General features: G+C 53.9%; 8 protein-coding genes. 3 read left to right on the forward strand and 5 right to left on the reverse strand.

Annotation, left to right across the window (positions count from 1 at the left end):
• The first annotated feature begins 83 nt into the window (after positions 1 to 83).
• Complete coding sequence (locus tag BUB30_RS05400; RefSeq protein ID WP_073131761.1) at positions 84 to 1091, forward strand: acyl-CoA reductase; 1008 nt, start codon at positions 84 to 86, stop codon at positions 1089 to 1091.
• Here BUB30_RS05400 and BUB30_RS05405 read toward each other — a convergent pair.
• The 3 genes from BUB30_RS05405 to BUB30_RS05415 all read right to left on the reverse strand — a co-directional run bounded on the left by BUB30_RS05405 (position 1088) and on the right by BUB30_RS05415 (position 13292).
• Entirely contained in the window at positions 1088 to 12277 is an 11190-nt protein-coding gene (locus tag BUB30_RS05405) for a T9SS type B sorting domain-containing protein (protein WP_143164772.1), read from the reverse strand. The two genes, BUB30_RS05400 and BUB30_RS05405, sit on opposite strands and share 4 nt — an antisense overlap.
• Positions 12277 to 12603: a hypothetical protein gene (locus BUB30_RS05410; protein ID WP_073131765.1), complete on the reverse strand. Its 327-nt coding sequence runs from the start codon at positions 12601 to 12603 to the stop codon at positions 12277 to 12279. Before BUB30_RS05410 ends, BUB30_RS05405 begins: the two co-directional genes overlap by 1 nt.
• 140 nt (positions 12604 to 12743) lie before the next feature.
• The gene (locus BUB30_RS05415) at positions 12744 to 13292 is read right to left on the reverse strand and encodes a hypothetical protein (protein WP_073131766.1); all 549 of its coding nucleotides are present in this window, start codon (positions 13290 to 13292) and stop codon (positions 12744 to 12746) included.
• 371 nt (positions 13293 to 13663) lie between these two features.
• Here BUB30_RS05415 and smc point away from each other — a divergent pair, with 371 nt between their 5' ends.
• Together smc and BUB30_RS05430 are read left to right on the forward strand one after the other, a co-directional pair.
• Positions 13664 to 17200, forward strand: coding sequence for a chromosome segregation protein SMC (gene smc / locus BUB30_RS05425; protein ID WP_073131769.1), 3537 nt, complete (start codon positions 13664 to 13666; stop codon positions 17198 to 17200).
• 162 nt (positions 17201 to 17362) lie between these two features.
• On the forward strand, positions 17363 to 18979 hold the full coding sequence (locus tag BUB30_RS05430) for a hypothetical protein (protein WP_073131771.1): 1617 nt from the start codon (positions 17363 to 17365) through the stop codon (positions 18977 to 18979).
• A 5-nt stretch (positions 18980 to 18984) separates the two neighbouring features.
• On the opposite strand, the gene BUB30_RS05435 is transcribed toward BUB30_RS05430, so the two are convergent.
• On the reverse strand, positions 18985 to 20229 hold the full coding sequence (locus BUB30_RS05435; RefSeq protein WP_073131773.1) for an MFS transporter: 1245 nt from the start codon (positions 20227 to 20229) through the stop codon (positions 18985 to 18987).
• 89 nt (positions 20230 to 20318) lie between these two features.
• Positions 20319 to 21266, reverse strand: a complete 948-nt coding sequence (locus BUB30_RS05440; protein ID WP_143164773.1) for an ARPP-1 family domain-containing protein — start codon at positions 21264 to 21266, stop codon at positions 20319 to 20321.
• Positions 21267 to 21297: the final 31 nt, after the last annotated feature.

The raw sequence follows: 21297 nt of genomic DNA on the forward strand, positions 1-21297 counted from the left end.
TTTCTATTTTTGACCCGTTTATCATACAAAAGTACACCAAACATTTCTTAAAACGGACTCGTCGCCGCAAAAGTTTACTACATATGAAAGTTGAGGAAAGATTAAATGCCTTTGGCGAATTGGGCCGAATGCTGCGGGAAATGGGTGACGATGCGCTTCAATCGTTAGCGTGGAAAACCCGGAATGAGAATTCGTGGTTTACCGAGGATTCGGTACGAATGGCCGTTAGTGGAGTGGCTAAATTTCTGACCCCGGAAAGCCTTCGCCAGTGGACATCCGTCTACGACCTGGAACCAGTGGTTTCCAAAAAGATCGCCGTGGTGATGGCGGGCAACATCCCTTTAGTAGGCTTTCACGATTTTTTGTGTGTACTCATCGCCGGTCATTCCATCCTCATCAAACGCAGCTCGAAAGACAGCGCGCTCATCCAATTTGTCGTGGACAGACTTGTTGAGATCGAGCCGCGGTTTGCTGAGCGGATCGCATTCGGCGAGCAGTTGAAGGGGTTTGATGCGATCATCGCCACGGGCAGCGACAATGCTTCGCGCTATTTTGAATATTACTTTAGCAAATACCCGCACATCATCCGCAAGAACCGGACCTCGGTGGCGGTGCTGGACGGCACGGAGTCGGACGAGGATGTCAATCGACTAGGCATCGATGTGTTCAGTTATTTTGGTTTGGGATGTCGCAACGTCTCGAAACTGTTCGTGCCTGCCGGCTATCCGCTCGCGAACGTACTGCGACCGTGGGAATCTTTTCGCGAGATCGTCAATCACCATAAATACGCCAACAACTACGACTACCAGAAGTCCGTGTTGCTGGTTTCGCAGACATCGTTCCTCGACAACGGTTCGGTTATCCTTCAGGAAAATCAAAAGCTGGTCTCCCCTATCTCCGTTGTTTACTATGAATACTACGAAAGCGTTGCCGCGCTTCGGTTGATGCTGGAACAATCAAAAGACAAGATCCAGTGTGTCGTGGGCGATTCGAAAGAGGCTAAAATAAAATTTGGTCAGTCACAGTTTCCGGAAGTCGGAGACTATGCTGACCAAATTGATACGTTACAGTTTCTGATCGCGCTTCCTTAAGGCTTCGCGCCTCTCAACACTTCCACCCATCCGGTGTAGGTTGCGCCGCCATCCAATTGCAGGCGGTAGAAGTAGATACCATCGGATGCTTCTTTCGCATCCCAGAAATTTCCTTCGTGATAGTCGGTCGACTTGAACACTTCGTTGCCCCAGCGGTTGCTGATGATCAGCGTGTGTTTGCCACCGGCCGGCAAGTTCAACACTTCAAACTGATCGTTGACGGCGTCATCGTTCGGGGTGAAGATGTTGGGAACATAGACACTGGGATCGAGGTCGATCTGGATCTGCACAATCTTAGGATTACACTGTGAATCATCCTCTACGGTGATCGTGTAGATGCCCGGCGACAAGTAGTCGAACGATTGTGAAAACTTCTTCTGCGGGTTCAATGTCACCGGCTGCGCGTCGATGACCGTGGCTCCATTTTCGTCGGTTATCGTGACGCTATAGTACAGTTGATTGTCGGCAGAATGGAAAGGCGTTCCTCCAAAGATGTTGTCAATTACTATGCTACCGGTCCGTTTCGGATTAGGGAACGAAGGTTTCGACGTTACCGTGAGATCCAGTCGTTGATTGATAACCTGCAGCTTGTCGGCCGAGGTGATCGTGCAACTGGTTTGCTCCTGAACGATGACGAAGCGGTATGTATTTCCATATCCGGTCAGGAACGAGTGCTCCGTCGGGGTATAGTGGAACGTTGCTGTCGTGGCGTTGGCGCTTACGGCGAGTTCGTCGATCTGGAAGAACGGATCGGCATTGTCATAAACCTGGATCACCATAGGCTTGCCTGGCTCGCCGCTGATGTTGGCGATGGTGATGTCCGGCGTTGAGCAACTCGGTATGATCTCGAAATCACCAATCTGATACGGGCCATCCACCGCGACGGGATTATCCGTGCGCGTAGGGCAAGGGCTTGTGCTGGACTTCACGTAGAAGTAGTAGCCGCCCCGGGGCAGTTGATCGAATTTCACGTTGGGCAACACCAGGGTGTTGTAGTCCACAAACTGATCATCGGCAGGCACGTTGAGCGGGTCTGCACTGATGGCCACTTTGTAAATACCATCCGGTGCCGAGATCTTAAATAAGATCGATCCACTCTTGCCGCCGTTTGAACAATCGGCGTTGGTCACGGCAAGGGCCGGGATGGTCAGGCTCAATCCAGGAGCTTTGATCTGGATCGCGCTCGGGTACGTGGTCACGCAGTCGCCGTTGTCTATGATGTCGACAAAGTAGTCGCCTTTGCCAAGATCCGAATAGGATTTTGTGCCGGACGCGACGTCTTCGTAGTCAAACAAAACTTCCGTATCTCCAAACGCGCTGGTCAATCTTCTCAACCGAATCTTCAGAGCGCCGGAGGTTGTATTTCCACCGCTGATGCCGGTTACGTTTATCACACCGTCGCTGCCGTTACACGTTGTTACATCGGTTGTGCTGACGGTCATGTTGACCTTCGGGAAGAGATTTTTGATCCTCACCATGGCCGTATCGGGGCAGGTGAAGTTGATGTTGTCATCTACTTTCAGGATAATATAATCGGTGTCATCTGCAGGAAGTCCGTCGGGCAGCGGGGCGCCTGGTGTGAACGTCTGCGCACTGGACTCTTGTCCCTTATACACATATTTATACCAGTACTGTCCGGTCAGTGATCCATCCACGGTGAGTCTCACGTTCCCGTCGGTTCCGCCGAAGCAGCTGACGTTGCTGAGCACTTCTTTGTCGAGGATGTGTACCTGTGTTTTCAGATCCAGGAAGAAATCAACAGGACCGCACGATTTGCCATTGCCTTCGTCAATAACGGTATAGGTATACAGACCTGACTTGAGATCGCTGAAGAGCACGGTTCCGTTTGTGAACTTGGTTTGCGTGGTCGGCGGTGTCACACCTTTGTAGACCCAGATCACGCGGAACGTGGTCGGCGTGCCGTTTGCCCGCTGGATATTGAACGACACCTCACCGGCATCGCGGTCGCTACACGTAGGTTGTGTGGTGATGGTCGGGATGATCGCGCTGAAGTTGGCACAATCGGATCCGGTTCCTCCGCAGGTGACGTCGTTAGCGGCTTTCACCTGGATGGAGATCGCTCCGGAAACCGGACCGCAGCCCGTTGAGGTGTATTGTACCGTGATGGTCACCGTTGTTCCGGCCGAGCCGGAAGGATCGAAGGTGCTTCCCGAAACACCCGTTCCGGTGAACGTGAAGGTTCCTCCTGCCGGTGTTCCATTCACCAAGGTCAACAGATCCACCGTTCCACCGCCGGGACATACCACGAGGTTGTTTGTCGTGAGCGTCGCATTCGGCGATACGTTGATGGTGAATTGTTTTTGAGCGGCTACGCACGAACCTGAGAGTGAATAGTTGACGGTGATCACCTGGTTACCGGTGAGACCTGTAGGATCGAAGTTGTCGCCGGTGATGCCGGTGGAACCAGCAAAGACAAAGTCACCACCTGCGGGCAGTCCGCTTACCAACGTGTTCAGATCGATCACCCCGTTGCCTTGACAAATCGCCATGGCGGCTGCGGGCACGGTAATGTTCGACGTGTTGGTCACGTTCAATGTCAATGTGCCTTGCGGGGCCGAGCAGGCTCCGATCGCATAGTTTACTGTGATGGCAACGGGACCACTCAATCCAGTGGGATCAAACATATTTCCCGTAATGCCGGGCTGACCGGAGAAAGTGAACGTGCCTCCTGTCGGCGTAGGCGTAACAAATGTTGTTAAATCTACCGCACCGTTTGCCTCACAAATCGAAGTGTTGTTGTAGGCCAATGTGGCGCCGTTCACAACGTTCACGGCCACTGTGGCGGGTGCGCCCTGGCCACAAGCATACTGAGCGGCTACATAATAAGACGTCGTTCCCACCACCGTTACATTCAACTCGCCAGGGTTTGTGCCCAGTGTCGGGGTGAAGTTGGCGCCGGTTCCTACCAGGTTTGTCAGGGCAGCGTCGCTATACCAGTTAAAGCCTGTTACCGTCGGATCGGTGGAAGAGGCCGATAACGTAGGGGCTGTAGGCGTGTTCAAACACACCGATACGGAGGCGCTGGTCACACTGGGAGGCGCTGCCGGGCCATAGTCGAACGAGACGTGGGAAATGACTTGGTGTTCAAAGTACTCGATCACGAGGTCGTGTGAGCCTGCCGTGAGACAAACTGTTCCGGTGTATTGAGTATAGGAGTGTGTACTGAATGCCCCTGCTACAACGACGTTGTCGATCAACAGTCTCACACCGTCGTCGCCCCCTACCGTGAAGGTATAGGTTCCGGCGGTGAAGACTTTCTGCATCTTGAAACGGATACTGAACTCATCCAGGAAGTTTCCGCAGAGGTTCGGGCCCGTAAGGTCATTGATGCTTGACAGGTCCATATTGAATGCATCGGTGGCCAGGTTGTAGGCCGGTGATGCAAAACTCAGAGCAATTATTTCATTGGGGCCAATAAAGCCTCTGTACTTCGCAGAAGCAAAATCTACATTGGTGACCGGAGGCACGGGGTTTGACGAATCGTCATACACATAGCCGATCCAGGTGTCATTGCCAAACGTAACCTGGTCACCCGGAATAGGACCGATCGTGATGGTCACGTTGTCTGACGCAGCGGGACAAGGTCCTGCAGGATTGTTGGTGGTCAGTGTGAGTGTCACGGTTCCAGCTGTTCTCTCCGCAGCACTCGGAGTATAGATCGCGTTCAGGGCATTTGCGTTCGGGTTAAAGGTACCCGTACCACCCGTCCAGGTAGCCGACGTTGCTGAGCCTCCTATTACGCCGCCCAAGGTCACTGACTGTGCACCGCAAATATTTTGCGGTGAGCCAGCGTCTACTGTAGCAAGCGGGTTAATGGTGATGGTCACGTTGTCGGTCACACCGGTACACGTTCCGGTAGCCGTAGCCGTCAACACCACAGAACCAGCGGCAACGTCGTTGACGCCGGGCGTATAGGTTGAGCTTGGATCGGTGTCATCGCTAAAGGTACCGTCGCCGGCCGTGGTCCATTTCAAACCAGTAGCCGATCCGGTAAAGCTTCCAGCCAGGGTTATCGCAGTCGCAGCGCAAGTGATTTGAGGTGTGCCTGCATCTACTGTGGCGGCGGGGTTGATGGTGATGATCACATTGTCAGCAGCCGCTGCGCAAGGTCCACCTGTTGTGATGGTGAGCGATACGGTGCCTGCCGCGATATCGTTGGCGCCGGGAGTGTAGACTGCATTCGTGAGGTTTGCGTTGTTGAACGTTCCATCCCCTGCGGTTGTCCACGTGATGCCAGAGGCACCCGAGAATGTTCCTGCCAGTGTGGCGCTATTGCCGGCGCAAATGGTTTGGACCGGACCGGCATCTACCGTGGCACCCGAGCTGATGGTGATGACTACATTGTCGGTAGCCGCCAAACAAGGGCCGGCCCCATCCGGGTCGTCCGTGGTGAGGGTCAGGGTTACTGACCCTGCCGTAGCCTCCGGCAAAGAAGGTGTATAAATCGCATTGAGGTCGTTGGCATTCGGATTAAACGATCCGCTGCCGCCACTCCACGTTGCTGTGGTGGCTGCGCCGCCGAACGTTCCGGCCAGTGTTACGGTGCTACCGGCACAAATGATCTGTGGAACGCCGGCATCTGCCGTCGCTGCGGGATTTACAACGACGGAGACTGAACCTCCGAGCGATGTGGCCGCACAGCTATTGGCATCCGTCAATGCCGTTACCTGATACGTGCCTACTGCAGCCGCCGTGATGGTAAAGGTTGTGCCGGGGTGATTGCTGACCGAGACGGGGGTTGTTCCATCCGTATAGGTGAAGTTGAACGGAGCTGTTCCCGTGAAAGTAAAGGTGACGTCAGGCATTGTGCTTCCGGCACAGACTGTTCCGCCGCCGCCAACCACTGCCGTGGGCAAAGCATTCACTACTACGGCTACCGGTGTGCCCAGGCTTGCGCCCGGACAAGCCCCAGCGTCGGTCAGGGCCGTAACGGAATAGTTTCCTTGTGGTGCGGTGGTGATCGTGAAGGTAGTGCTCGGATGATTGTTTATCGTGACCGGTGTAGTGCCATCGGTGTACGTAAAGGTGAACGGTGCCGTGCCCGTGAAGGTGAATGTAACATCGGGCAATGTAGCGCCCGCGCAAACCGTGCCGCCTCCGCTAATCACTACACTCGGCGCCGAGTTGACGATCACCGAAACGCTTGAGGCCAGATTGGTGGCCGCGCATCCCGTGGCGTCCGTGAGTGCCGTCACCTGGTATGTTCCGGCAGCTGCACCGGTGATGGTGAACGTTGTCGAAGGATGGTTAGACACGCTGATCGGCGTGGTGCCATCGGTATACGTAAAATTGAACGGCGCCGTGCCGCCGAATGTGAACGTAACATCTGGAAGTGTACCTCCTGAGCAGATGCTTCCACCGCCCGATACCGCCACCGTAGGTGCCGGCTTGGTCACGACCGTGACGGGTGTTCCCAGGCTCGTGGCCGTACAGGTTGTCGCGTCGAATAATGCCGTGATCGTATAGGTGCCGGCTGCTGCCCCGGTTAACGTGAAGGTTGTGCTCGGATGGTTCGTTACGGTTATGGGTGTTGTACCGTCGTTGTAAGTAAAGGTGAATGGTGCCGTGCCGGTGAACGTGAACGTCACGTCCGGCAAAGTTGATCCGGAGCAAACCGTGCCACCGCCGGTGATGGTTGCTGTGGGTCGCGGATTTACAGTGATCACAGCAGAGCCAGTGATGGCTGCATTCGGCGCCGTTACACTACACGATGTGACCGTATTGGTTACGCTGACAATCGTATAGGTAGTCGTGGTCGCCGGACTTACGTTCACGGTTGCCCCGTTGCTGATGCCGTTGGCGTTGAAGTTTGTTACGCCGTCGGTATACACCACATTAAAGGTTCCGGCTGCCGGGAGGGTGAACGTAAGGGCTGTGCTGGTGCCTGCGCAAATGGTGGCTGTGCCGCTGATGTCGGCCGTCGGCAATGTGCCAACGTTCACTACGGCGCTGCCGGTCAGGTTTGCGCTCGGTGCCGTTACAGAACAGGTGGTGGCCGGGTTGGTTGCGCTCACCAGGGTGTAGGTCGTGCTGACCGCGGGGTTGACAACTACTGTCGCGCCGTTGCTGATGCCGTTCAGCGGGAAGTTGGTTGTACCGTCGGTGTATACAATGTTAAACGTACCTGGCGTAGGTAATGTAAAGGTCAGGGTCACTGGCGAGCCAGAGCAGACCGCACCGCCTCCTGAAATGGAAGCCGTGGGCAGCGGGTTCACAACCACCGCTACCGAACCGCCAAAGCTCGTGGCTGTACACGTCGTGTTGTCTGTCAGCGCGGTAACGCTATAGGTTCCCGCAGCGGCATTGGTGATGGTGAAGGTTGTGCTCGGGTGGTTGGTCACCGTCACCGGGGTTGTGCCGTCGGTGTAGGTGAAGGTAAAGGGAGCCGTACCCGTGAAGGTAAAGACCACATTCGGCAATGGTGATCCTGCGCAGATCGTGCCACCACCGGAAACAACTGCCGTAGGTCTTGGATTGACAATCACGTTTACCGGTGTGCCAAGGCTTGTCGCAGGGCAACCTCCGGCGTCGGTCAGCGCAGTGACGCTATACGTACCGGCCGGGGCATTGTTGATGGTGAAGGTCGTTGAAGGATGGTTGGTCACCGTGATCGGTGTAACGCCATCGGTATACGTGAACGTAAAGGGCGCAGTGCCTGTAAAGGTAAAGATCACATTGGGCAGTGGACTGCCCGTACAGATTGCACCGCCTCCTGAAATGGCTGCGGTCGGTACGGGTTTCACTACTACGGCTACGGATCCGCCCAAGCTGGTCGCGCTGCAAGTACCTGCATCGGTCAATGCCGTGACGCTATAGGTGCCGGCCGGAGCATTGGTGATGGTGAAGGTCGTGCTCGGGTGATTGGTCACCGTCACAGGAGTTGTGCCATCGGTGTAGGTGAACGTAAACGGCGCGGTGCCCGTGAACGTGAAGGTCACGTTCGGCAATGTTCCCCCGGCGCAAATCGTTCCACCGCCGGAGACGGCAGCAGTCGGCCGCGTGTTGACAATAACGCTTACCGGTGTGCCAAGACTGGTGGCCACGCAGGTTTTGCTATCCGTCAACGCGGTGATGGTGTAAGTGCCTACGGCCGCGTTGGTGATGGTGAATGTATTCGAAGGGTGATTGGTCACCGTGATCGGCGCGCCTCCATTATTATACGTGAAGGTATACGGCGCAGTGCCGGTGAATGTAAAGACTACATTCGGCAGCGGGTTTCCCGTACAAACCGTGCCGCCACCGGTGATGGTTGCAGTCGGCAAGGGATTCACCACAACGGCTACTGAGCCGCCTAAGCTGGTCGCGCTACAGGTGCCTGCGTCTGTCAGTGCGGTCACGCTATAAGTGCCTGCAGGCGCGTTGGTGATGGTGAAGGTTGTGCTCGGGTGATTGTTCACCGTCACAGGTGTGGTACCATCGGTATACGTAAAGGTAAACGGCGCAGTGCCCGTGAACGTGAAGGTCACGTTCGGCAATGTTCCCCCGGCGCAAATCGTGCCGCCACCGGAAACCACAGCGGTCGGTCTCGTATTGACAATAACGCTTACCGGTGTGCCCAAGCTGGTGGCCACACAAGTTTTGCTATCGGTTAATGCGGTAATGGTATACGTACCTGCTGCCGCATTGGTGATGGTGAATGTGTTCGAAGGGTGATTGGTCACCGTGATCGGCGCGCCTCCATTATTATACGTGAAGGTGTATGGCGCTGTGCCGGTGAACGTAAAGACTACATTCGGCAGCGGGCTTCCTGTACAAACGGTGCCACCACCAGAAATGGTCGCTGTCGGCAGCGGGTTCACTACTACCGCCACGGATCCGCCAAGGCTGGTCGCGTTACATGTACTGGCGTCCGTCAATGACGTGACGCTGTAGGTACCTGCCGGTGCATTGGTGATGGTGAAGGTCGTGCTCGGGTGATTGTTCACCGTCACAGGTGTGGTACCATCGGTGTACGTAAAGGTAAACGGCGCAGTGCCCGTGAACGTGAAGGTCACGTTCGGCAATGTTCCCCCCGCGCAAATCGTGCCGCCTCCGGAAACAACGGCCGTCGGTCTTGTATTGACAATGACGCTTACCGGTGTGCCCAAACTGGTGGCCACGCAGGTTTTGCTATCGGTCAATGCGGTGATGGTATAGGTACCTGCTGCCGCGTTGTTGATCGTAAAGGTATTGGTCGGGTGATTCGTTACCGTGATCGGTGCACCTCCATTATTATACGTGAAGGTGAACGGTGCCGTGCCGGTGAACGTAAAGACTACGTTCGGCAGCGGGCTTCCTGTACAAACGGTGCCACCACCAGAGATGGTCGCTGTCGGCAAGGGATTCACCACAACGGCCACTGAGCCGCCCAAACTGGTCGCGTTACATGTGCTGGCATCCGTCAATGACGTGACGCTGTAGGTACCTGCCGGTGCATTGGTGATGGTGAAGGTCGTGCTCGGGTGATTGTTCACCGTCACAGGAGTGGTGCCATCGGTGTACGTAAAGGTAAACGGCGCAGTGCCCGTGAACGTGAAGGTCACGTTCGGCAATGTTCCCCCCGCGCAAATCGTGCCGCCTCCGGAAACAACGGCCGTCGGTCTTGTATTGACAATGACGCTTACCGGTGTGCCCAAACTAGTGGCCACGCAGGTTTTGCTATCGGTCAATGCGGTGATGGTATAGGTACCTGCTGCCGCGTTGTTGATCGTAAAGGTATTGGTCGGGTGATTCGTTACCGTGATCGGTGCACCTCCATTATTATACGTGAAGGTGAACGGTGCCGTGCCGGTGAATGTAAAGACTACGTTCGGCAGCGGGCTTCCGGAGCAGATCGTTCCGCCGCCCGAGATCGTTGCAGTAGGCAAGGGATTTATAACCGATACAGCCGATCCGCCTAAGCTGGTCGCATTACATGTGCTGGCATCCGTCAATGATGTGACGCTGTATGTGCCTGCGGGAGGATTGTTGATGGTGAAGGTTGTGGTCGGGTGGTTGTTTACCGTGACCGGTGTTGTTCCGTCGGTATACGTAAAGGTAAACGGAGCGGTGCCCGTGAACGTGAATACAATGTTGGGTACTGGATTTCCGGCGCAGACCGTGCCGCCACCCGATACCGTTGCCGTAGGTCTCGTTCTGACAATAACACTTACCGGTGTGCCCAAGCTAGTGGCCACGCAGGTCTTGCTGTCGGTCAACGCCGTGATGGTATAGGTTCCAGCAGCAGCGTTGGTGATTGTGAAAGTGTTCGTAGGATGATTCGTTACCGTGATCGGCGCGCCTCCATTATTATACGTGAAGGTGAACGGTGCCGTGCCGGTGAACGTGAACGTCACGTTCGGGAGCGGGCTTCCGGAGCAGATCGTTCCGCCGCCCGAGATCGTCGCGGTCGGCAAAGGATTTATCACCGATGCAACCGATCCGCCTAAGCTGGTAGCATTACATGTGCTGGCATCCGTCAATGATGTGATGCTGTATGTACCTGCGGGAGGATTGTTGATGGTGAAGGTTGTGGTCGGGTGATTGTTTACGGTGACGGGTGTTGTTCCGTCTGTATACGTAAAGGTAAACGGCGCTGTGCCGGTGAACGTGAATACGATGTTGGGCACCGGATTTCCGGCGCAGACCGTGCCGCCGCCCGATACGGTAGCGGTGGGGCGTGTCCTTACCACAACAGCAACCGGTGTGCCCAGACTGGTGGCCACGCAAGTCTTGCTGTCGGTCAATGCCGTGATGGTATACGTTCCTGCCGCGGCGTTGGTGATCGTGAAAGTGTTCGTCGGGTGATTCGTTACCGTGATGGGTGCGCCACCATTGTTATACGTGAAGGTGAACGGCGCCGTGCCGGTAAAAGTAAACGTCACATTCGGAAGCGGATCGCCGGTACAAACCGTACCGCCGCCCGAAATGGTAGCCGTCGGCAAAGGGTTTATAACCACCGCTGCTGAACCTCCGAGACTGGTGGCTCCGCACGATTTTGCATCCGTAAGGGCTGTCACCGAATAGGTTCCGGCCGTAGGGTTGGTGATCGTGTAGGTCGTCGTCGGGTGGTTGGTCACCGTGACCGGTGTTGTTCCATCCGTGTAGGTAAATGTAAAGGGTGCAGTTCCTGTAAAGGTAAAGACCACATTGGGTGCCGGAGTTCCTGCACAAACGGTCCCTCCCCCACTAACGGTTGCCGTGGGCAACGGGTTGATGTTCAAGGTCACCGTGTTGGTCATCAACACCGGGGTACAAAAGCCATTGGAGGCCAGCACGGAAATGTTATTGCCGCTGGTGAATTGCGTCGCCGGGAAGGTCATCACAAACGGTCCTGAGCCGGTGCCCGGGAAGGTGATGGGTGTTGGCAGCGAGGCCACGTTCTTTAAGATCTCATAGGTTACCCCGGCTTCCGAGTTGTTCAGGGTAATGGTGATGTTGTCGCCTGCGCACACATTTAGCGGCGAAGCGGTCGTGACGGTGAATACGGTTGGCGATGGATCGGTGATCGTGAAGACTTGCGTCGTCGAACAAGCTGAAAATTTATCCTGGACCATTAAGGTATAGGTACCGCCGCGTAAGCCCCCGAGGCCGAGCAATGTCGCCAGGTTCAAAGGCGCTGCGCCTGCGGTGGTTCCGCTCGCGGTGGGCGTTCCGTTCGAGCTACTCCACGAATACGTATAGGAGCCGAAGCCAAAGTTCTTCGAACCACCGGTAATGGTTGCTTGGACCTGACCGTTTTGGGCCACGCACGATGTATTGTTCGCTTCAATGTCTTTGGTGATGCCGAGGGGTGCCGTGGAGAAATCCCTGACCACGAGGTCGGGATAGGTTCCGGGGTCGGCCAGTGAACCGATCGTATTGGTACCATCGCCGAGAATCCACCGGTAGGTTCCTGGTGGCAGGTTCTTCGGTGGATTGAACACGAAGGTTCCGCCAGCCGGAATGTTTTGTGCAGGGAAGAGGTTCACCGGGCCGAGGATGGCCAACGAAGCATTCACACCGCCTTCGGTAGAGTTTATCTTAAAGGTGATAAATCCGTTTCCCGTAGGGGGTGTTGAGCATGAATTGGAGATGGTGATGTCGACCGACAGCGTTCCAAAGGTATACGAAACCGCTTGGGCCCAACTCGCCGTGGCCAAGCCGAAGACGAGCGCAACGGAAGCGATGAGGGAGCGACCTAATTTAGGTAGTAGAATTCTATCCATTATCTGTTGGCGCTTTCGTTGAAGTCAATTGTTTTGGTGCAGCCCTTGGAATCGACCACCCGGATCAGCTTCGGTAAATTACTTTTGTCGGCCGAGTGATTGCTTTTTTTGAAATCCCAGGTCAGCGGATTGTTTTTCTTGTCCAGAAAGAAATAGAAGTACGGCTCCTCGCCGCCGGACGCCCGCACGTCGATGTTCACTTGGTCGCCGACCGTTTGGGTAGTGTAGGATACCTCCAGCCGTGAGCAATCTGCTGAGGGATTGACAGGAGGATTTGCGTTCACACCGGTAAAAAGGGTGAGGAAGAATAGAATTGTTACATTCATACAGGCTTACTTACGGCATGGTACATAATGAATAACCTTTAAAAAAATATTGTAACCCGTGTAAAAAAATATATCCGCGTGCTACAAATCAGTCAAAAAAATTTATGTTCTCTAATGCATGTAACATTTAGTCAAACAAACTAGAATTTGCGCTGGAGTATCTCACTCATCACAAAGGCCTTTCTAAACCCTTCCGGATCCTGAAATTCTTTCAGATACTCTGCCATCAGATCGCGTTCTGTCGCTTGTTCGAATGCTTTAAACTTACCGAATTTCACAACGGTATCTTCTACCCGCATGGTCTCCTCCAGTGAAGGCCGGTTGAACGCCTGCCGCTTCGCCTCTTCGTACGTCTCATACACCTTGTCGTGCTGGCGGTAATCATAGTTCACATCTTCGAGGTCTTCGGCCTCGTCGTCTACCCGTTGCTGGGGAGTATATTTAGCCACCGGACGCGGTTGGCTGGGGACTGGTTTCTGTTGTTTCTGGGTGGCAATTTCCTGCAACAACTCCTCGAAGGTCAGCGACTTCTGGGGCGTGCTGGCCGGGGCCTGTGGTGTGGCGCGCGGGGCTGGTTTGGGAGGCGGCATAGGCTGGCTTTTAGACTCGTCGGGACGTTTCTTCAGTAACCTGCTGAGCAGGTACACGATCCCTATGATCACATAAAGCCATAACTTAAAATTATCCATTGAAAACAAATTTATGAAAAAAAATGAAAAACCCATTTAGAGGTACTTTTTTGATGTTTTATGCGTTGTGGTGTCGCTTCGTCGACGCGTAAGAAAATCGCCGGAATAGTCTAGGGATAGCGTTGGGGCAGGGAGGCTCAAAAAACGCTAAAAATGAGGTTCTTTCATCGAAAAGTGGCCTTTTTGAGCCTTTTTCGGCACCTAAATTTTTATTTTGAATTGCCAGCGGGATCGGTTTATCTTTGCCCTCCCCTTTTGAACGGAAAGGCAGCCACACAGCGGTTCTGCGTCGCTCAACCTCGCACAGCATCCTTTCTTCGTGTACTGTTTTCCAGGCAACTGCGGGATATACCAAAACAACCACTAACAGCATGCAATTAGCGAAACTGGAGATCAAAGGCTTCAAGAGTTTTGCCGACAAAATCGTTATCAATTTTGATGAAGGGATTACGGGGATTGTTGGACCAAACGGATGTGGCAAGTCAAACGTAGTGGATTCGATCCGTTGGGTGTTGGGCGAGCAAAAGACCAGCGCCCTGCGCTCGGAGAAGATGGAAAACATCATCTTCAATGGCACCAGCGCGCGCGGAGCCCAGCAGATGGCGGAGGTTTCGCTGACCATCAACAATACAAAGAACATCCTGCCTACCGAATATGCGCAGATCACCATCACCCGCCGCCTCTACCGCTCGGGTGAAAGCGAGTATCTGCTCAACGGTGTGGTTTGCCGCCTCAAGGACATCACCAACCTCTTCCTCGATACCGGGGTGGCTTCCAACAGCTACGCCATCATCGAGTTGGGCATGGTAGACGACCTGCTGAACGACAAGGACAACAGCCGCCGCATGCTTTTCGAAGAAGCCGCCGGGATCTCCAAGTTCAAAAAGCGGAAAAAGGAAACCCTCAAAAAGCTGGAAGACACCGACGCCGACCTGGAGCGGGTGGAAGACCTCCTGTTTGAGATCGAAAAGAACATGAAAAGCCTTGAAAAACAGGCCAAACAGACCGAGAACTATTACAAGATCAAGGAAGAATACAAGGAAAAAAGCATTCACCTGGCCAAGGTGGTGGTGAACAAACAAAAGGACAAGTTCAACCACATCACCAAACAGATCGAGCTGGAGAATGACCGCAAGATCGGCCTGGCCGCCGAAATCTCGGAAAAAGAAGCCGTCATCGAAAAGGCAAAGGCAGAACTGATCCTGAAAGAGAAGACCCTTTCGTCGCGTCAAAAGGCCATCAATGAGTTCGTGGCCAAAATTCGCCAGTACGAGAGCGAGAAACAGATCAAGAACGAGCGGCTGAAATACCTGAACGACCGTGCCGCCGGTTTGCGCGAACAGATCGACCAGGATCGCAAGAGCAACGAGCGCGCCCGCTTCAGTATCCAAAGCCTGGAAACAGAGAAGAAGTCGGCCGAAGACATATTCGAAGAGATCAGCCACAAACTGGAATCGCTGAAGGCCGACTACGAAAATCAAAAGAACATCACCACGGAATTGCAACAGCAATCCGACTCGATCCGCCGCGTGCAACGCGAGCGCCAGGAAGAAAGCTTCCAGATCAACAAAGATGTCGAGATCCGCGAAATACAGGTCTCTTCCCTCAAACAGGAGCTTGAAAAAACCGCGACCGACACCAGCCAGCAAAGTGCCAGCCTGGTGGAGTTCGAGAACAAATTGAAGATCCTGCAGGAAGAACTGAACGTGAAGAACAACGAGCAGGAGAACCTGAAGAAAGAAGAAGAAGAAGTTCAGGAGCGCATGGTGCTGATCGAAAAAACGATCGACATGATCCGCGAGGAAATGAACGTGACCGGCCGCAAACTCGACGCGCGTCAGAACGAATACAACCTCACCAAATCGCTGGTGGAAAACCTCGAAGGTTTCCCCGAGGCCATCAAGTTCCTGAAAAAGAAAGTAGGCAAGAACGCTCCCCTCCTCTCCGACATCCTCACCACCTCGGAAGAGTACCGTGTGGCCATCGAGAATTACCTGGAGCCTTACCTGAACTACTACATCGTTGAACACGAGTCGGAAGCCTATGAGGCCATCAACATCCTGAGCGATGCGGCCAAGGGCAAGGCGCACTTTTTCATCCTGGATGCGTTCGACAAATTTGAATCCACTACCGGGCGCATTTACGACAACGCGTTCCCGGCCACGGAGATCATCGAATACGATCAGAAGTACAAGAAGCTGATGGCGTACATCCTGGACAAGGTGTACATCTACGAAGGCGATACCAAAAATATTCCGTCCACCGACGAGAACACGTTCATTACCAAGAACGGCAAGCTCACCAAGCGCAAGTTCAGTATCTCGGGTGGTTCCGTAGGCTTGTTCGAAGGCAAGAAGATCGGTCGTGCCAAGAACATGGAGAAGCTCGAGAAGGAGATCAAGGAATTGACCACCAAGCTCGACGACATCCGCTCCAGTCTGTTGGAAAAACAAGCCGACCTCGAGAAGCTGCGCAACAACAAGATCCGCCAGCAGATCGACGAGGTGCAACGCAGCATCCGCCAGGTGAACGACGAGTTTGTTTCCCTGCGCACCAAGCGCGAGCAGTTCGCACAAATGCTGAACAGCGCCGACCTGCGCCGCGAAGACATCCTGGAAAAGATCGACACGCTGTTGCGCGAACTGGACGACCTGAAACCTCGCGCACAACGCGCCCTCCACGACCTTGAGGAGCAGGAAAACAAATTGGTGTCCATCACCAACAACCTGGCCTCGAACAGCGAGGTGCTGAGTCAGAAATCGGCTGCCTACAATGAGCAGAACATCTTCTATCACCAGCAGGAGAACCGCGTGAAAAGCATCGAGCAGGAAACGCGCTTCAAGCAGGAGTCGATGGACCAAAGCAGCCAGCGCATCGATGTGAATGCGGAGGAGCTGAAGAAGAATGAAGACGAGGTGAAACGCATCATCGAGACCACCCAATCCAACGACGACGAACTCCTCGGCATGTACGAAGAGAAAGAAGGCATGGAGAAGGGCTTGAGCGAAGCGGAGAAAGAATATTACGAATCGCGCGGCTACATCGACCAGGTTGACAAACAACTTCGCGAAGTGCAGCACCAGCGCCAGAGCATCGACACCACGTTGATGGAACTGCAAACCCAATTGAACGAAAGTAAGATGCAACTGAACTCGGTGAAGGAACGCCTCTCCGTGGAGTTCAACATCGACCTGGATGCTGTTGTGGGGCACACCGCTGCCGAAGAGTCGGAAGACTATTCGAAAGCCGACGAAGACAAGATCCGTCACGACGTTCAAAAGATCCGCGACCGGCTCGACAACATGGGTCCCATCAACCCGATGGCCATGGAAGCCTACACGGAGATCAAACAGCGCAATGACTTTATCATCACGCAAAAAACAGATCTCCTGAAAGCGAAGGAATCGTTGTTCAACACCATCGCTGAAATCGAAGGTGTGGCCAGCCAGACGTTTATGGAGGCTTTCAACAAGATCAAAGAACACTTTATCCGCGTATTCCAGTCGTTGTTTGTGCAAGGCGACGAGTGCGACTTGCGTCTCGTTGATCCCAACAACCCGCTGGAGTCGGACATCGACATCATTGCGAAACCAAAAGGCAAACGCCCGCTGACCATCAACCAGCTTTCGGGGGGAGAAAAAACCCTGACGGCTACGGCGTTGTTGTTCTCGATGTACCTGTTGAAGCCCGCACCGTTCTGTATCTTCGACGAGGTGGATGCACCGTTGGACGACGCCAACATCGACAAGTTCAACAACATCATCCGCGACTTCAGCAAGGATTCGCAGTTCGTGATCGTGACGCACAACAAGCGTACGATGAGCTCAACGGATGTGATCTATGGTATCACCATGGTGGAGAAAGGTATCTCCCGCGTGGTTCCCGTGGACCTTCGCGAATTGGCCTGATCGCGCTTTTAAATCGATTTATAGGAAAGACCTGCACCGTTGCAGGTCTTTTTTTATGTGGTTATCTTTGAATGAGGAATATTCCTCCCATCTTCGCCTGCGCCCGTCGTTCAATTTTTCCTCCCGTGTACGATTGGCCTGGGCTTTAGCGTTATTCACCCTATGATCTCAAGACCATCCCAACCCGGCCATGCCCGGAACATGCTGCTCCTGCTATTTTGTATCGCTGTGTCCACCCAAGCCCAGGACCTGAAGCCCCAGGTGAAGTGGGGTAAGGAATTTGAGGCGCCGCGCCATTCGTCGCTCAGTGCCATTGTGGGGCATGATCAAACCGGTATCTACGCCGTCAAGGAACGGTATGGCTTTGGAACGGGCACCACGTTTTCGCTGGAACATTACGATAACAATTTTCAACCCACCAAAACATTCGACCTGAAATTGACACACGAAGGGAAGACTGCCGACGTGGAATTGATCCTGCAAATGCACAGCCGGCTTTACCTGTTCTCCTCCTTCCGGGACACGCAGACGTCGCGCAAAAAATTATTTGTACAGGAGATCAACCGCGCCACACTGGAGCCTCTGCCCAACAAGCGGCAGATTGCCGAGATCGATTTTGGATCGGAGTCGCGCCGGAACAGCGGCACGTATACCATCAAAGTGTCGCGCGACAGCTCGAAGGTGATGGTGTTCTACGCCCTCCCCTACGCCAAGAACGAACCCGAGTCTTTCGGTTTCCAAGTGCTGGATGACGCCATGAATCCGTTATGGAACAAAGAGGTGAAATTGCCCTATGAGGATGGACTCTTCACGATCGAATCGATCCGCGTAGACAACGACGGCGAGGCCTACCTCCTGGCGGTTATCTACAAAGACAAGCGCAAAAGCAAACGGCACGGATTGCCCAACTATACGTACAGTGTTTTTGCGTTTCGCGACCAGGGCAAGACGGCAAAGGAATATCCCATCCGCCTCGAAGACCGTTTCCTCACCGACATGCAGATCGAAGTCCTGAACAATAAAAATCTCATTTGCGCAGGCTTCTATTCCGAGAAGGGGACCAATAGCATTCGCGGAACATTTTTCCTGACCCTCGATGCGGTGACCAAAGACATCAAAACACAGAGCTACAAGGAATTCGGCATCGACTTCATTACGCAAAACATGAAGGAGGGTGAGGCGGACCGGGCACGCCGCAAGGAGAAAAGCGGCGAAGAGAATGAGTTGTATGAATATGACCTTGATAAGTTGCTCGTGGGCAAAGATGGTGGGGCCATGCTCATCGGCGAGCAATATTATGTGAGCCAATCGACGAGCAACATGATGATGAACGGCATGATGCAAAACTACACCACGTATCATTACAACTACAACGACATCATCACCGTGAAGGTGGATCCCTCGGGCCAGATCGAGTGGGCCGAGAAGGTGGCCAAGCGTCAGCACACGATCGATGACGGGGGCTTTTATTCTTCCTATACCATGGCCATTGTGAAAGGCCAGATCTGCTTCATCTTTAACGACAACCGGAAAAACGCGACCTACAACGGCGCTGGCAAGATCTATAACTACAGCCCTAACAGTCGCCACGAGAACTCGGTGATCATGCTGGTGAGCATCGACCCGGCGGGCAAGCAAGTGCGACAGCCGTTGTTCGGCGCGCTTGACGCGGAGGTGATCACGCGACCCAAAGTTTGTCAGCAGATCTCATCGAGTGAGGTGATCCTGTTTGGACAGCGGAAAAAGACGCAGCAGTTTGCCCGGGTTTTCTTTGAATGATACCGTTACTCGTCGAGGACGACGGGCTTTGTTGGGTCGATCCTGAACCACAACGCTGCGCTCACGAGCAAACACCCGGCAATGAGAAACAGCGGGTAGCTGAAGTTACCGGTTTGTTGCACGAGGATGCCAAAGATGAGGGTGATGAAGAAGCCACCCAATTGCCCCGCGAAATTCATAGCTCCCACCACAACGCCCGAGTTTTGCCGCCCGATGTCCACACACACGGCAAAGGCCACGGGCAACGCCAAATCTTTTGTGAGCACGGAAAGGGCCAACAGGTAGCCCGACGACGTTTTGCTATGCAACACGCCAGCCCCCAGGAACAGGAGGGCCGACAATCCTAAACCCACTACGGCCACGACCCTGCGCCCCGGTTTCAGACCAAATTTCTGCGCAAGCCAGTCGCTGAGAAAGCCTCCGCTCAGGCAGCCGATCGCGCCCAGAAAATAAGAAAGCGAAACGAAATTTTTGGATTCATCTTCCGTCATGCCCAACCCTTCCTGGAAATAGGTGGACGACCAGTTGGTGAAAAAATAGGATCCATAGAAAAACAAATGACACATGAGCATGAGGGTCCACAGGTTTGTATTCCGGGTGATGGCCTTCCAGGGAATTCCATGCCTGGCACTGCCGAGTTTTCGACCCAATTCAATTTCAGCGAGCTCGTGTTCGGTGACGGCAGGTTTTTGACGAGGCTCGTCGCGAAACCAGGTGAACCAGACAGCGGCCCAAACAAAACCCAGGATACCCAATACCCCGAAAGCCAGTCGCCATCCAAAAGCATGAACCAGCGGCACGACAATCAGGGGTGTTAACGCCCCGCCTATGCGACCTGCCGCCCAAATGGCCGACTGCGCGCGGGCGGTCTCGGTGCGAGGGAACCAATGCGCGATAGCGATGGATGCATTGGGGTATGCGCCCGCCTCGCCTGCCCCGAAGAGGAAACGGATCGCCAGCAAAATAATAAAGCTGAAAGCCGAACCCGTAAGTACTGTGAACACCGACCACCAGACGACCACGCGCGTGAGCACTCTCCGCGCCCCAATGCGGTCGCCCAACGCTCCCGTCGGAATTTCAAACAAGGCATAGGACAAAGAGAACGCCGCCAGGATGTAGCCAAGTTGTTGATTGTCCAGCCCGAGGTCGGCTTTCACGTATTTGGCCACCACGTTCATGCACACGCGGTCCAGGTAGGTGATGACCGACAGGAGGACGAGGAGCAAGAGGACCTGGTAGCGTACTTTCAAGAGACCTGTTGATTATACCTTCAAGATAGAAAGGATTGCTCAAATGCCATAGAGCATCCTCACCCAACGTTCAGGCCAGGGTCTTTTTATCAGAAGGTAGAGAAGTGCAGCTTTTTGTCGCCCTCCTTGAGAAGCGATCCTTTCTTTTTCACTTCGCTTTCCTGTTTCCGTTCGTCGGTGATGAGCGTGTCGAGGTAATGTTGCACGTTTCCATAGGACACGGTCACGGGTTTGCCCGTGGTGATGGCCTGGGTGGCGTAGGCGTTGACGAGGTCGGGATAGTGGGCCATGAACATTTCGTGTGTGGCAAACATATCACACCCCAGGATGGCATCGCCTGAGACCACGACCATGCCGATCACATCGGGTTCGCTGGCAAAAAACGATTTGAAATAGTCGGTGTATTTTTTCAGGCCGGTCGTGAACGATCCGGAATTCTTCAAAGCGGTGAGGGTACCGGTGCTGGTGGTGGCGTCATTTTTCGATGTGGTTTCGGCTACCTTGTCCCAAACCTTTTGCTGGTCCTTTTCCACGATGGCAGCCTTGCGTACCTCATTGGTTGAGTAGGAAGAATAGGACGTGAACGTCATGCCATCGCCTCCGACTTTTTGCGGCTGCCAACGGCCGGGCTCTACACAGAAGACAGAAATATCCTTCTTGGTTTTGGGATATAAAAGAAAATCCTGGGCGATGACACGATCTTGTTTTCCGCCTTGGACCACTTCGCCAGAAAGCACCATGATGGTATCGGAGGATATGTTTTCGATGTAGAGTGTGTTCACTTCTCCCCCATCGCGCTCCGTGATCTTTGCTTTATTTTTTTGCAGGCCGTCCTTGAGCGTAACATATTTTCCGACATGCTTATGTTGTTCTTTGAAGGCGGCATTTGCCCGCACCGGATAGACCTGTAGATTTCCATAGGCATACTTTTTGGCGGCCGTGGCCGGTTCCAGTTTCAGGTTGGCTTTGTTGTATTGCGCGTTCGCGGTGGCGATCGAAATCACCATGAGCAGACTTGTGAATAGGTAAGGTTTCATGTGCTATCGGTTTTGGTTTCCAGGGTTGATC

Origin of the sequence: Chryseolinea serpens, from assembly GCF_900129725.1 — a bacterium.
GTDB lineage: Bacteria > Bacteroidota > Bacteroidia > Cytophagales > Cyclobacteriaceae > Chryseolinea > Chryseolinea serpens.